Origin of the sequence: Ensifer sp. MJa1 (assembly GCF_037026475.1) — a bacterium.
Classification (GTDB): Bacteria; Pseudomonadota; Alphaproteobacteria; order Rhizobiales; family Rhizobiaceae; genus Ensifer.
Genome location: NZ_JAKUMO010000004.1, coordinates 198,769 through 211,210, shown reverse-complemented (window position 1 = coordinate 211,210; position 12,442 = coordinate 198,769). Strand labels below are relative to the sequence as shown.

Genomic DNA, 12,442 nt, shown 5'->3' with positions numbered 1-12,442 from the left:
TTGCGCTGGCTGCTCCCTGTAGTGGACCGGCAAGGCCATGCAGGCAAGGGTGGCGCCCCGGCTGTGGCCGAGGCTCAACAGAAAATACTGTCGGAAAGCGGGAGTGGCGGCGCCCGCGGACGGCGGACGCTCCGATCGAGCGCCGGCGTCACGCGCCGGCTCCTGTGCTGCCGAGAACCGGATCAGGCCGCTTGCGCGTCCTTGTCCTTCAGCTCGAGCTGGCCGCTCGCCGCCAGGCGAATGGCTTCCTGGGTGATCGACCGCCGTGCAATCGCGATATCGCGCGGATTGATACCGGCATCGCCCATCGAGAGGTCGGATTCGATCATGCGGCGCTGGCGTGCGCCGATCGAGGCGAGCACCGATTCGCGCAGCTCCGCCGTCGAACCGCGCAGAGCCATCGTGATGATGTCCGTCGATACGTCGTTGAAGAGCTGTACGCGGCTGCGCTGCGGCATGTAGAGCACGTCGTCGAAGAGGAAGATCTTCGGGCGCACCTTGTTGGCGGATGCGGTGCTGAGCGATTCGAGCGATGCAAGCAGGGTGTCCACCTGCGGCTTGTCGAGTTCGTTCATGACTTCGGCGATCTTGGCAGGACCCGCCGAATTGCGCTCCGCTTCCATCTCGCCGATCATTTCCATGACCCGCTTCTCGATGATTGCGGCCGCCTTGGAGTTGACGTCCTTCATGTTGACGGCGCGCTTCAGGATGTCCGGGCGCTGTTCTTCGGAAAGATGCAGCAGGACCTTGGCGCCGAAGCTCGAAGGCATCATCGACAATACGTAGGCGATCGTCTGCGGATGTTCCTTGGCGAGCTGCACCGAAACCGCGACCGGGTCGCATTCCTGCAGGCGGTCCCAGATGCTGGCCTCATAGGACTGGAACGTGGCGCGGCGGCCAAGCAGGCCGTCGACCTCGTCCGGCGTCAGGCCCTCTTCGAGGATGCTTTCGATCGCCTTGGCGTTGTCCATCAGACCGGCGCCTTCGGTGAAGAGGTCTTCGAACTCGTTGACGAGCGCTTCCAGTTCATGGGGCGGAATGGCACGCAGCGACTGGGCCGCGGCGATGATCGACTGCAGTTCGCTCTGGGTGAAGAACTTCAAGAGCTTGCTGGCGACGCCCTTGCCCATGGCAAGCAGGACGGCCGCCGCCTTGTCGGTTTGGCTGAGCGGCCTTGATAGCGCCTGAGCCTCGAAACTTTCGAAATCCATCATGGATTTATCCTTCGCCCCGTCATGGGGCTCTATGCCTGCTTGCTGCCCTTGATCTCGATGAGTTTGACGCCGAAGCGGGTATCGTCGCCTTCGAGAACGGTAATTTCACCGCGACCGATCACCCGGCCGTTGACCATGATCTCGACCGGTTCGCCAATCCGGCGATCCAGTGCGATCGTCGCGCCTTCGTTGAGGTTCATCAGGCCGGAAACCTGCATGCGGCTGCTGCCGAGAACGATCTGGACGTCAATCGGAATATCCATGATCAGGTCGAGATTGGCGGTCATGCCCGTGCCGGGCCGCGCATCGATGGCTGCTTCCGAGCTGTCGAAAGACGTTGCCGCAAAATCGGTGCCACCGAAGTCGCTCGATACAGAGCCGGCGCCGAAGTCGCCCGAGCCGAAATCGCCCGAACTGAAGTCGCCCGAACCAAAGTCGCCCGAACCAAAGTCGCTGGAGCCGAAATCGCCGCCGAAAGCGTCGAGGCCGGCGGCGGGTGCGCCAAACTCGCTGCCGAACTCCGTCGTCGTGCCAAGGGAATCGCTACCGAATTCCGAGCCGAAGGCGGCCGGCGCATCCGAATCCTGCTTGAGAACACCGCGCAGGTCATTGATTGCCTGGTCGAGTTCCATGTCTCCGACAGCGGCTTCGGCCTGTTCGTTGATGGGTGCTTTCTTGGGTGCCATGTGAGAACTATTCCAGTTGAAGCTTGCCTCAGGCATGCTGCGAATGCGCGGCAGGCCGATTTAACTCATGATGTGGCGAAGGATGTCCTGCTCGGAGCCGTGGGTATCCTTGACCCTGACGGTGTATTTCGACCCCGACCGCCCGAATTCGCAGACATAGAGGTCGCGGCCATTGGCGTTGACGTCGACGCGAACATCCTGGGTGTCGTGGAAAGGAATGACATCGCCTGGCTGCAGGCGGCTGATCGTTTCGAGCGTCAGGCTCTCGAGCTTAATCCGCGCTTCGATTGTCACGGCCGAGCGGCGAACCTGTTCCTCGAGCTGTTCCGTCCACTCGGTCTTTGCCTTGCGCTGCTGGCCGCTGCCCTTGGGGAAGACGATCGTGGTCTTGAGCAGCACGCTCTGTGGAACGATGACCGAGAAGGTGGACAGCACCGGGCCGAAGCCGATCGTCATGTCGATGGCGCCGGCATGGACATCCTCGATCATCGGATCGGGCTTCGGGCGGGCGGTGCTGTTGAGTGGACGCTCGACGATCGGTTCGAATCCGCCCGGCGCGTTGACGGCGGTACGCAGCACGTCGGCGATCTTTTCGAACAGCGGCACGGCGACGTCGATCTCGATGTGGGAGAGCGGGCGCGGCTGCGGTTCTTCGATCCCGGCCGGCTCGGCGCCGAGCAGCGCCTCGACCAGCGTGATGATGATCGGGCTGTCGCAGCCGATCTGGAAATCCGCGCACCAGTTGCGCAGCGACGCGTCGCTGACGAGCACGCCGGCGCCAAGGCCGGCGACCAACTCGTTGCGCAGCCCCGTCCGGAAACCGGCATAACCGATCGTGATGTCGAGGCCTGTCTCTGCCCGGCACATGTCGGGCAGGAATTCGCCGAAGACCTGGCCGAGATCGAGCGCCAGGCGACCGATCACCCGGTCGTCGCCGAGCGCGCCGGTCATGCGGGCCAGAAGTTTCCGGTCGAATGCGTGAACGTTTGATGCTGCGGGTTTCATGGATCAGGCCGCCTTGCTTTCGCCGCCACCACCGGGGTTCATCATTTCCTGCTCGACGGCGTCGATCGACGGCCGCTCGTAGGCCGAGATGGTCTTGCGGCCATATTCGAGTGCGACCTGCGGCACCGAACCGTTCATATAGGCAAGCAGCGTCTGCTTGACGATGATGTAGAGCCGGTTCTGCTTTTCGCGCACCGACTTGATGTTGGCAACGAGCGGCGCGACGATCGAATAGGAGAGGAACACGCCGAGCAGCGTACCGACGAGTGCTGCCGCGATCTTGGCACCGAGAACTTCGGGTGCCTCGCTGATCGCGCCCATGGCCTTGATGACGCCGAGAACGGCCGCGACGATTCCGATCGCCGGGAAGGCATCACCCATGGTGTTGAGCGCGTGGTAGCACTTCATCTTGTCGTGGGTGATGGTCTGGATTTCCTCGTCCATCAGCGCTTCGATCTCGTGCGAGCGGGCGTTGCCGATGATGATCAGGCGCACATAGTCGCAGATGAAGGCGGTCAGTTCCTTGTTCTTCACGACCGTCGGCGCCGACTGGAAGATCGAGGATTCTTCCGGATTGTCGATGTGGCTCTCGATTTCGTTGCGCGACTTGGTGCGCAGATCCCGCATCAGCGAGTAGAGAACGCCGAGCGTGTCGAGATACTCGCGCTCCTTCGGCACCTTGTGGCGAAAGGCTTCGCCGAGTGCCTTGCCGGTATCCTTCACCACCTTCATCGAGTTGGCCATGATGAAGCCGCCGATGCCCGCGCCGCCGATGATCAGCAGCTCGAAAGGCTGGTTGAGAACCTCCATGTGGCCGCCCATGGCCAAATAGCCGCCGAGAATACAGCCGAACGTCACAAGAAGTCCGATGATGATATTCATATTCGATACCTGTCGCGATCTTATTTTCCGCTAACGGGATACGGTTTCATCCTTGCGTGAGGCTGGCCGGTGCGGTGCGATGCAACCGTTGTGCGGAACAGGTTCGCGCAAGGCTCTCCGGTCAGGATTTGGCAAGGCAGGCTTATGCTTTGCCTGCTCATTCCTTGAGGGGCGGACCGATCGTGACCACGACCTATACGAGCTACAAGCTGATAACGGCCGACTTGACCAAGTCGCTGGCCCGCGTTGCCCAAGAGCCGGACGTGGCGCGCGAGACAGAGTACTACCTGTCGAAGATCGGCGACGTCAAAACCATCGATGACTTCTTCGCCGATACCAGGCTCTACAATTACGCCATGAGGGCCCATGGTCTCGAAGACATGGCCTATGCCAAGGCCTTCATGCGCAAGGTACTGACCGAAGGCGTCGACAAGGACGACGCCTTTGCCAACAAGCTGACCGACAGTCGCTACAAGCAGCTCGTCGAATCGCTGAACTTCGCTGCCCATGGCGAGGCGGCCACGTCCTTCGACCGGGCGCAAAAAAGTGTTGCCGACAAATATGCCCGCCAGACGCTGGAGCAGAACGCCGGCGAGGAGAATGCTGGCGTCCGGCTCGCTCTTTACTTCGCGCGCATGGCGCCGACCATCGACACCGGTTACGCCATCATCGCCGACGAGGCTCTGGCCCAGGTGGTGCGCACGGCCCTGCAGCTACCCGACGAGTTCGCCGCGACCAATGTCGATCGTCAGGCCGAGACCTACGAAAAGGCGCTCGACTTCAAGGACTTCCAGGATCCGACCAAGCTGGCCGAGTTTCTCGACCGGTTTACGGCACTCTGGGAAGTCAAAAATTCAACGGACGGTTACGATCCGCTCGCGGTCTTCGGCTCATCGAGCGGCTACGGCATTTCTTCCGATCTTCTCCTGTCCATCAACAGCCTGAAACTCGGGGGCAAGTGAACGTGCAGACCGGTCTTTACGTCGCGATTTCGTCGCAGATGGCGCTTGAGAAGCGCCTGAACACGCTTGCCGACAACATCGCCAATGCCGGCACCATCGGCTTTCGCGGTACCGAGGTGAAGTTCAACCAGATGCTCGGCGATACCAAGCCGGCCAAGGTCGCCTATGTCAGCAAGGGCGAGGAGTTCCTGAACACCAGCAACGGTTCGCTGACGCGTACCGGTTCGGCGCTCGATTTCGCCGTCAAGGGCGATGCCTGGTTCCAGATCGAGACGCCGGCTGGCCTGGCGCTGACCCGCGACGGACGCTTCACGCTGACCGACACCGGCGATCTCGTGACGATTCGCGGTTATCCGGTGCTCGATGCCGGCGGCGCTCCGATCCAGCTCAACGGTAGCGGCGGGGAAATCACCGTGGGTGCCGATGGCGCGCTGCATCAGAACGGTGTCGCGGTCGCCTCGCTCGGCCTTTATCAGGCCGATTTCAGCAACGGTTTCGTCCGCCTCGACAACAGCGCCGTCCAGCCGGCCATGCAGCCGGAACCGGTGGTCGACCGCTTCGACGTCGGCGTCATGCAGGGCTTCCTCGAGGAGTCCAACGTCAATGCCGTCCAGGAAATGTCGCAGCTGATCATGGTCACCCGCGCCTTCGACAACATCACAGCCCTGTTGCGCGACAGCGAGGGATCGCTTGAGGAAGCGGTCAAGACGCTTGGCGGCAGCCGATAATTTCTGACGGGAGTCGGCATGCAACGCGAAGGCCAGAACACAAGCGCGGGATCGACATCTCTGGCGGCACTTGCCGGTCTGGTCGAGCGCTATGCCAAGCCCGAATTCTCGATCGCGCCTGGCGGTCACGTGCAGACGATCTCGCCCGGCCACTATACGGTGACCGGGCTGTCGCGGCATGTGCGTCTCGGAGACTTCGTCGCCCACAAGAGCGTGACGGGAACTCATCTCGGCGAGGTTGTGCGGGTGGAGCCGGAGCGGGTGGTGGTCTGCCCGATCGAGCCCGGCGATCCGATCGGCATCCATGACACGGTCATCCGCAAGGGAGCGTTTCGCGTCGCCCCCACCGATCAATGGTGCGGTCGCGCCATCAATGCGCTTGGCGAGCCGATCGACGGGCTCGGACCTCTGTTGCAGGGCGACGTGCGCCGCTCGATCTCCAATACCGCGCCGCCCTCGATGAGCCGCAAGCGGGTGGAAAAGGGCTTTCTGACCGGCGTCAGGGCAATCGACATCTTCTCGCCGCTCTGCCTTGGCCAGCGCCTCGGCATTTTCGCCGGTTCCGGCGTTGGCAAATCGACCCTGCTGTCGATGCTGGCGCGGGCCGACGCCTTTGACAAGGTGGTGATCGCGCTCGTCGGCGAACGTGGCCGTGAAGTCCGGGAATTCATCGAGGATACGCTCGGCGACAATCTTGCGAAGTCGGTTGCGGTGGTGGCGACCAGCGACGAAAGCCCGATGCTGCGCAAGATGGCGCCGCTGACCGCCGTTACCATCGCCGAGCACTATCGCGACAATGGCGACAACGTGCTGCTGATCGTCGACAGCGTCACCCGCTTCGCCCATGCGATCCGCGAAGTGGCGACGGCATCCGGCGAGCCGCCGATCGCACGCGGCTATCCGGCCTCGGTGTTTACCGAGCTGCCGCGTCTCCTCGAGCGTGCCGGCCCCGGCACGGAAGGATCAGGCACGATCACGGCGATCATCTCCATTCTCGTCGATGGCGACAACCACAACGATCCGGTCGCCGATTCGACGCGCGGTATTCTCGATGGTCACATCGTGCTCGAACGCAGCCTTGCGGAGGAAGGACGTTACCCGCCGATCAATCCGCTCGCCTCGATCTCGCGCCTTGCACGCAAGGCATGGACGCCGGATCAGGAGAAGCTCGTGGCGCGCCTGAAGGCGCTCATTCATCGCTTCGAGGAGACCCGCGACCTTCGCCTGATCGGTGGCTATCGCCCCGGTGGCGATCCCGACCTCGACATGGCGATCAAGCAGGTGCCGGTCATCTATGAGGTGCTGACGCAAACCGCCGGGGAGCGCCCGGCGCAGGACGCTTTCGCCGATCTTGCCAATGCTTTGAAGGCGGCGGCGATGGGCAATCAACCGGGCGCGAGAGCGAGGTAATGGCCGTGACCGATTACGATGCGGACGAGATGGTTCATCAGCGCAGGCGAAGCCGCATGCCGATGACCGACAAGTTCCTCGCCGCCACCGGCGTCGCGCTTGCCGCTTTTGCGACCTTCTTCCCCTGGTATGCCTTCTTCCACCAGGACAAGTTCACCATGCCGCCGCTTTGGCAGGGCTCGACCCGCGACCTGCCGGAACGTGCGGCCCGCAGCGTCGTTTCGGTCTCGCCGCTGGCGATGCCCGATGCGGACGGCGAGACGCTTGCCGCGATCGACCAGTTGACGACCGCGTCGGTACCCGGCATTGGCGGCGGTCCGGCCCCGGAAGGGGCGGCGGCGGAAGAGGGGCTGTCACAGCCCTTTCCCGGCGGCAAGTCGGGATTCAAGCTGATGCATGTCGCCAATGGCCGCGCCCTGATCGAGGATGCCAGCGGCATGTACATCGTTCGCGTCGGCTCGGTTCTGCCTGACAACAGCCGTCTCGCCACGCTCGAGCAGCGCGATGGCCATTGGGTGATGATCACGTCCAACGGCGAAATCTACAAGGCCGACTGACCCTCCATTGTTTTCCGCATCGCTGAGATCTGCGCGTCCTTTCGGGCGCGCAGTGCCTGCCCGATTGGGTCAGGCGTCGTGCGACGTGTTCTGATCGCCGGCATTTCCGACGAAAGTCCCACGCAAGATTACCGGCCTAGGTTCGCATCACCAAGCATGGAGCTTTTGATGCAACCGATTCAGCTTTTCGAACTCGCGTCCCGGCAGGCCCAGTGGCTGACCGTTCGCCAGAACGTGGTGGCCGGCAACATCGCCAATGCGAATACGCCGCACTACAAGGCCAAGGACGTCAAGCCGTTCGAAAGCGTGCTGCAGGACACCGGCATGCAGATGGCGGCGACCCACAAGGCACATTTCACCGAAGGTCTCGAAGCGTCGCAGGTTGCCGAAGTCGGCATGGTCGACGGCGTGCAGATCCAGCAGTCCGGCAACAGCGTCGCGATCGAGCAGGAAATGATGAAGACCGGCGAAATCAAGCGCGATTACGAACTGAGCGCCGGCCTGGTGAAGGCCTTTCACCGAATGATGCTGATGACGGTACGGAAGTAAGAACCATGGATCCATTGACCTCGGCCCTCAAGGTATCGGCCTCCGGCCTCCAGGCGGAGTCGACCCGTCTGCGCGTCGTCTCCGAGAACATCGCCAACGCCCGCTCCACCGGCGATACGCCGGGCTCTGATCCCTATCGTCGCAAGACCATCAGCTTTGCGGCCGAAGTCGACCGGGCAAGCGGTGCATCCCTGGTCGAGATCGAGCGGCAAGGCACGGATGATTCGGACTTCAGCATCGAGTTCGACCCGGGCAACCCGGCCGCCGACGAGAAGGGCATGGTCAAGCTGCCGAACGTCAACATCCTGGTCGAGATGGCCGACATGCGCGAAGCCAACCGCGCCTATGAGGCGAACCTTCAGACCATCAAGCAGTCCCGCGACCTGATTTCCCAGACAATCGACCTGTTGAGAGCCTCGCAATAATGATCGATGCAGTTAAATCCTTGGGCGCGTTCTCGGTCACCAAAGAGGCCGACGGCACGCGTTCCACATCCTCGTCCTCGTCGCTCTTCGGCATGCCGGCAGCCACCTCTGGTGTGCCGCAGGGGCAGAGCTTCGCCTCGGTTCTCGGCGACATGGCGAGCGATGCCGTCGGCGCGATGAAGAAGGCCGAAGGCGCATCGCTCGACGGCATCCGCGGCCAGGCCAACACCCGCGAAGTGGTCGATGCCGTCATGAACGCCGAGCAGTCGCTGCAGACCGCGATCGCCATTCGCGACAAGGTGGTTTCCGCCTACCTCGAAATCGCGCGCATGCAGATCTGAAGGAACGACACATGAAGGCCCTTTCCATCGCCGCCACCGGCATGAACGCCCAGCAGCTGAACCTCGAGGTGATCGCGAACAACATCGCGAACATCAACACCACCGGTTACAAGCGCGCGCGCGCCGAATTCTCCGATCTGTTATACCAGACCGAACGCGCCCAGGGCGTGCCGAACCGCTCCAACCAGGCGATCGTTCCGGAAGGCGCGATCATCGGCCTCGGCGTGCAGACGGCGGCCGTGCGCAACCTTCACATCCAGGGCAGCCTGGTCAACACCGGCAACGACTACGACCTGGCGCTGATCGGCCGCGGCTGGTTCCAGGTGGAAACGCCGGATGGTGAAACGGTCTACACACGCTCCGGTGCGTTCAACAAGAACGCCCAGGGGCAGCTGGTGACGATCGACGGATACACCGTCGTTCCGGGCATCACGGTCCCGCAGGATGCGACCGAGATCGCCTTCACCAGCTCCGGCCAGGTGATGGTGCGCATCGGCAACGATCCGGCAATGCAGGAAATTGGCCAGCTGACGATCGCCAACTTCGTCAACGAGGCCGGCCTCGAGCCGCAGGGCGAAAACCTTTATAAGGAGACGCCGGCTTCCGGCGATGCGATCGTCGGTACCCCGGCAGACGCGGGCTTCGCCCAGATCAAGCAGAAGTATCTCGAGGCGTCCAACGTCGATCCGGTCAAGGAAATCACCGACCTGATCTCGGCGCAGCGCGCCTATGAGATGAACTCCAAGATCATTCAGGCGGCCGATGAGATGGCGGCCACGGTGAGCAAGAACCTCCGGTAACGAAAAGAGGGGCAAACATGACGTTTCGCCGATCCGCACACATCAAGGCATGGAAGAGCCGAGGCGCACCGCTTCGGCTGGCGGTTGGCGCGCTGCTGAGCGCCGCCTGCCTGTTGCCTTCCCCGGCTTTTGCGGAACGGATGACGGCTGTGATCCCGACGCAGACCATCTATCCCGGCGAAACGCTCGATCCGAGCCGTGTCGAGGTGGTCGACGTCACCAATCCCGATCTTGCGGACGGCTACGTCCGAACCCTGAACGAGATCGACGGCAAGGTCACGAAACGCACCCTCCTGCCGGGCCGGGTCATTCTCGTCAGCGCGCTTCGCGAACAATATGCGGTCGAGCGCGGCTCTAGCGTCCGACTCGTCTTCAGCAATGGCGGCCTGACCATCAGCGCCGCCGGATCGCCGCTCCAGGATGCCGCCGTCGGCGAGTTGATCCGGGTCCGCAATATCGACACGGGCGTCATCGTTTCCGGAACGGTGATGGCTGACGGCACTATCCACGTGGTGGCGAAATGAAAATGCTTGCCTGCAAATGGTTCCTGACGATGGCTGCAGTGTTCTCCATGGCACTGACACCGGCCTTTGGCGCGTCCAGGATCAAAGACGTAGCCTCACTCCAGGCCGGTCGCGACAACCAGCTGATCGGTTACGGTCTCGTCGTCGGCCTCCAGGGCACCGGCGACAACCTTCGCGCGTCACCGTTCACGGATCAGTCGATCCGGGCGATGCTGCAGAATCTCGGCATCTCCACGCAGGGCGGCGATTCTCGCACGAAGAACGTCGCGGCGGTGCTGGTGACGGCAACGCTGCCGCCCTTCGCAAGCCCCGGCAGCCGCGTCGACGTCACCGTCGGATCGCTCGGCGACAGCACTTCGCTTCGGGGCGGCACGCTGGTCATGACGTCGCTCTCCGGCGCCGACGGTCAGATCTACGCGGTCGCGCAAGGGTCGGTGGTCGTCACGGGGTTCTCCGCTCAGGGCGACGCCGCGACCCTCAACCAGGGGATCACGACGGCGGGGCGCGTGCCGAACGGCGCGATCATCGAACGGGAACTGCCGGCCAAGTTCAAGGACGGCTTCAACCTGGTGCTGCAACTGCGCAACCCGGACTTCTCCACCGCCGTCGGCATGGCAGCGGCCATCAACAAGTATGCGGCCCAGCAATATGGCGGTCGCATCGCCGAGGCGCGCGATTCCCAGTCGGTTCTCGTCGAAAAGCCGAAGATGGCGGACCTCGCCCGGCTCATGGCCGATATCGAGAACCTGGTCATCGAGACCGACGTGCCTGCGCGCGTGGTCATCAACGAGCGCACCGGTACGATCGTGATCGGCCAGGATGTCCGGGTCAACGAAGTGGCGGTGAGCTACGGCACGCTGACGGTCGAAGTCAGCGAGACGCCGACCGTGGTTCAGCCGCTGCCGTTCGCCCGCGGGCAGACGGCGATGGAACCGAACACAACGATCAACGCCCAGTCCGACGGCGGTACGGTGGCGATCCTTAACGGATCGAGCCTGCGATCGCTCGTCGCCGGCCTCAACAACATCGGCGTCAAGCCGGATGGCATCATCGCCATCCTGCAGAGCATCAAATCGGCGGGAGCCCTTCAGGCGGAGCTTGTGCTGCAATGACGACAACGATCAAGACTTCCGGCAAGGTTCGCAATCTCTTGGCTGCGGCTATCGCCACGGCCTCGATGCTCACGATTCCGGGCGCCTTTGCCCAGGATGTCACCGCGCCGCCGGCAAGCGATGCGACCCAGAACGAGATCCAGCAGTTCTGCACCAACATCGCCGATGCGGCGCGAGACCAGCGCTACGTGCTGCAACGCAAGGACCTCGAGACCCTGCAGGCCAGCATCGATGAGCGCATCGCGACGCTCGAAAAGCGGCGGGCGGAATATGAAGACTGGCTGAAACGCCGCAACGATTTCCTCAAGCAGGCGGAACTCGGGCTTGTCGATATCTACAAGACGATGAAGCCGGATGCCGCCGCCGGCAAGCTCGAAATGGTCAGGCCGGAGATTGCCGCGGCCATCATGATGCAGCTGCCACCGCGCCAGTCCTCGCTGATCCTCAGCGAGATGGCAGACGAAAAGGCGGCAGTCCTGACCAACATCATCTCGAGCGCGAGTGACCCGAACACCTCGAAGGAACCATCATGAAAATGCGTCTAACGGCCATGCTGACCGGGGCCGCCCTCCTTGCGGGATGTCAGAACCAGGCGTTGAACGAGATCGGCCGCGCGCCGGCGATGAGCCCCATCGGCAGCGGTCTGCAATATTCCCAGACGCCGCAGCTTGCGGCCTACCCGAAGCAGCCGCGCCAGGTGGTCAACGGCTATTCGCTGTGGAACGATCAACAGGCGGCTCTGTTCAAGGACGCGCGCGCCATCAATGTCGGCGACATCCTGACGGTCGACATCAAGATCAACGAAGGCGCGACTTTCGACAACAAGACCGATCGCAGCCGCAAGAATTCGAGCGGCTTCAACGTCGGCGCCAACGGCAAGTCGGAGGTCAGCGATTTTGGCTGGGAAGGCGAGCTGAAATATGGCTCGAACACCAAGACCGAAGGTGACGGCACGACAGAGCGCTCGGAAAAACTGCGGGTGCTCGTCGCCGCCGTTGTCACCGGGGTTCTCGAAAACGGCAACCTGTTGATCAGCGGCTCGCAGGAAGTTCGCGTCAACCACGAACTGCGCATCCTCAACGTTGCCGGTATCGTCCGGCCGCGGGACGTCGATGCCGACAACGTTATCTCCTACGACCGCATCGCCGAGGCGCGCATCTCCTACGGCGGCCGCGGTCGCCTGACCGAAGTGCAGCAGCCGCCCTATGGCCAGCAGTTCATAGATCTATTTTCGCCGATCTGATCGG

At 62.8% G+C, this 12,442-nt stretch carries 16 protein-coding genes; 12 read left to right on the top strand and 4 right to left on the bottom strand.

What is annotated here, in order from left to right:
- Nucleotides 1-182: 182 nt before the first annotated feature.
- Genes fliG through motA form a run of 4 tightly spaced genes read right to left on the bottom strand, consistent with a single transcriptional unit; the run spans nucleotide 183 to nucleotide 3,787 of the window.
- Nucleotides 183-1,214 (bottom strand): flagellar motor switch protein FliG, encoded by a 1,032-nt coding sequence (gene fliG, locus MKZ91_RS08000; protein WP_336169791.1) that lies wholly within the window; start codon nucleotides 1,212-1,214, stop codon nucleotides 183-185.
- Nucleotides 1,215-1,243: 29 nt separating this feature from the next.
- A complete protein-coding gene (fliN, locus tag MKZ91_RS07995) occupies nucleotides 1,244-1,936 on the bottom strand; it encodes a flagellar motor switch protein FliN (RefSeq protein ID WP_336169789.1) in 693 nt (230 codons plus the stop codon).
- A gap of 24 nt (nucleotides 1,937-1,960) precedes the next feature.
- Nucleotides 1,961-2,905, bottom strand: coding sequence for a FliM/FliN family flagellar motor switch protein (locus tag MKZ91_RS07990; RefSeq protein ID WP_336169787.1), 945 nt, complete (start codon nucleotides 2,903-2,905; stop codon nucleotides 1,961-1,963).
- Between the two features lie 3 nt (nucleotides 2,906-2,908).
- Nucleotides 2,909-3,787, bottom strand: a complete 879-nt coding sequence (motA, locus tag MKZ91_RS07985) for a flagellar motor stator protein MotA (RefSeq protein ID WP_336169786.1) — start codon at nucleotides 3,785-3,787, stop codon at nucleotides 2,909-2,911.
- Nucleotides 3,788-3,969: 182 nt separating this feature from the next.
- Here motA and MKZ91_RS07980 point away from each other — a divergent pair, with 182 nt between their 5' ends.
- From MKZ91_RS07980 to flgH, 12 genes are all read left to right on the top strand, one after another.
- Nucleotides 3,970-4,749 carry a DUF1217 domain-containing protein gene (locus tag MKZ91_RS07980; RefSeq protein ID WP_336169785.1) on the top strand — a complete coding sequence of 260 codons (780 nt, stop codon included), beginning with the start codon at nucleotides 3,970-3,972 and terminating at the stop codon, nucleotides 4,747-4,749.
- A 2-nt stretch (nucleotides 4,750-4,751) separates the two neighbouring features.
- The gene (gene flgF / locus MKZ91_RS07975; RefSeq protein ID WP_336169783.1) at nucleotides 4,752-5,477 is read left to right on the top strand and encodes a flagellar basal-body rod protein FlgF; all 726 of its coding nucleotides are present in this window, start codon (nucleotides 4,752-4,754) and stop codon (nucleotides 5,475-5,477) included.
- A gap of 18 nt (nucleotides 5,478-5,495) precedes the next feature.
- Nucleotides 5,496-6,887 (top strand): flagellar protein export ATPase FliI, encoded by a 1,392-nt coding sequence (gene fliI, locus MKZ91_RS07970; protein WP_336169781.1) that lies wholly within the window; start codon nucleotides 5,496-5,498, stop codon nucleotides 6,885-6,887.
- Nucleotides 6,887-7,444: a flagellar protein gene (locus MKZ91_RS07965; RefSeq protein ID WP_336169779.1), complete on the top strand. Its 558-nt coding sequence runs from the start codon at nucleotides 6,887-6,889 to the stop codon at nucleotides 7,442-7,444. Before fliI ends, MKZ91_RS07965 begins: the two co-directional genes overlap by 1 nt.
- Before the next feature lie 168 nt (nucleotides 7,445-7,612).
- Nucleotides 7,613-7,993, top strand: a complete 381-nt coding sequence (flgB, locus tag MKZ91_RS07960; RefSeq protein ID WP_057248268.1) for a flagellar basal body rod protein FlgB — start codon at nucleotides 7,613-7,615, stop codon at nucleotides 7,991-7,993.
- A 5-nt stretch (nucleotides 7,994-7,998) separates the two neighbouring features.
- Nucleotides 7,999-8,418 (top strand): flagellar basal body rod protein FlgC, encoded by a 420-nt coding sequence (gene flgC, locus MKZ91_RS07955; RefSeq protein ID WP_336169776.1) that lies wholly within the window; start codon nucleotides 7,999-8,001, stop codon nucleotides 8,416-8,418.
- Complete coding sequence (locus tag MKZ91_RS07950) at nucleotides 8,418-8,759, top strand: flagellar hook-basal body complex protein FliE (RefSeq protein WP_336169773.1); 342 nt, start codon at nucleotides 8,418-8,420, stop codon at nucleotides 8,757-8,759. The genes flgC and MKZ91_RS07950 overlap by 1 nt, the downstream gene beginning before the upstream one ends.
- Nucleotides 8,760-8,770: 11 nt before the next feature.
- Nucleotides 8,771-9,559: a flagellar basal-body rod protein FlgG gene (flgG, locus tag MKZ91_RS07945; RefSeq protein WP_336169771.1), complete on the top strand. Its 789-nt coding sequence runs from the start codon at nucleotides 8,771-8,773 to the stop codon at nucleotides 9,557-9,559.
- Nucleotides 9,560-9,576: 17 nt separating this feature from the next.
- Complete coding sequence (gene flgA / locus MKZ91_RS07940) at nucleotides 9,577-10,083, top strand: flagellar basal body P-ring formation chaperone FlgA (RefSeq protein WP_336169770.1); 507 nt, start codon at nucleotides 9,577-9,579, stop codon at nucleotides 10,081-10,083.
- Entirely contained in the window at nucleotides 10,080-11,195 is a 1,116-nt protein-coding gene (locus MKZ91_RS07935) for a flagellar basal body P-ring protein FlgI (protein ID WP_336169768.1), read from the top strand. Before flgA ends, MKZ91_RS07935 begins: the two co-directional genes overlap by 4 nt.
- Nucleotides 11,196-11,260: 65 nt before the next feature.
- Entirely contained in the window at nucleotides 11,261-11,728 is a 468-nt protein-coding gene (locus tag MKZ91_RS07930; RefSeq protein WP_442892221.1) for a MotE family protein, read from the top strand.
- Entirely contained in the window at nucleotides 11,725-12,438 is a 714-nt protein-coding gene (gene flgH / locus MKZ91_RS07925; RefSeq protein WP_336169764.1) for a flagellar basal body L-ring protein FlgH, read from the top strand. Before MKZ91_RS07930 ends, flgH begins: the two co-directional genes overlap by 4 nt.
- The last annotated feature ends 4 nt before the right edge of the window (nucleotides 12,439-12,442 follow it).

Coding starts and splice junctions, on each gene's coding strand:
- fliG (WP_336169791.1), bottom strand. CDS start 1,214: ATGATGGATTTCGAAAGTTTCGAGGCTCAGGCGCTATCAAGGCCGCTC.
- fliN (WP_336169789.1), bottom strand. CDS start 1,936: ATGCCTGAGGCAAGCTTCAACTGGAATAGTTCTCACATGGCACCCAAG.
- MKZ91_RS07990 (WP_336169787.1), bottom strand. CDS start 2,905: ATGAAACCCGCAGCATCAAACGTTCACGCATTCGACCGGAAACTTCTG.
- motA (WP_336169786.1), bottom strand. CDS start 3,787: ATGAATATCATCATCGGACTTCTTGTGACGTTCGGCTGTATTCTCGGC.
- fliI (WP_336169781.1), top strand. CDS start 5,496: ATGCAACGCGAAGGCCAGAACACAAGCGCGGGATCGACATCTCTGGCG.
- MKZ91_RS07965 (WP_336169779.1), top strand. CDS start 6,887: ATGGCCGTGACCGATTACGATGCGGACGAGATGGTTCATCAGCGCAGG.
- flgB (WP_057248268.1), top strand. CDS start 7,613: ATGCAACCGATTCAGCTTTTCGAACTCGCGTCCCGGCAGGCCCAGTGG.
- flgC (WP_336169776.1), top strand. CDS start 7,999: ATGGATCCATTGACCTCGGCCCTCAAGGTATCGGCCTCCGGCCTCCAG.
- MKZ91_RS07950 (WP_336169773.1), top strand. CDS start 8,418: ATGATCGATGCAGTTAAATCCTTGGGCGCGTTCTCGGTCACCAAAGAG.
- flgG (WP_336169771.1), top strand. CDS start 8,771: ATGAAGGCCCTTTCCATCGCCGCCACCGGCATGAACGCCCAGCAGCTG.
- flgA (WP_336169770.1), top strand. CDS start 9,577: ATGACGTTTCGCCGATCCGCACACATCAAGGCATGGAAGAGCCGAGGC.
- MKZ91_RS07935 (WP_336169768.1), top strand. CDS start 10,080: ATGAAAATGCTTGCCTGCAAATGGTTCCTGACGATGGCTGCAGTGTTC.
- MKZ91_RS07930 (WP_442892221.1), top strand. CDS start 11,261: ATGCTCACGATTCCGGGCGCCTTTGCCCAGGATGTCACCGCGCCGCCG.
- flgH (WP_336169764.1), top strand. CDS start 11,725: ATGAAAATGCGTCTAACGGCCATGCTGACCGGGGCCGCCCTCCTTGCG.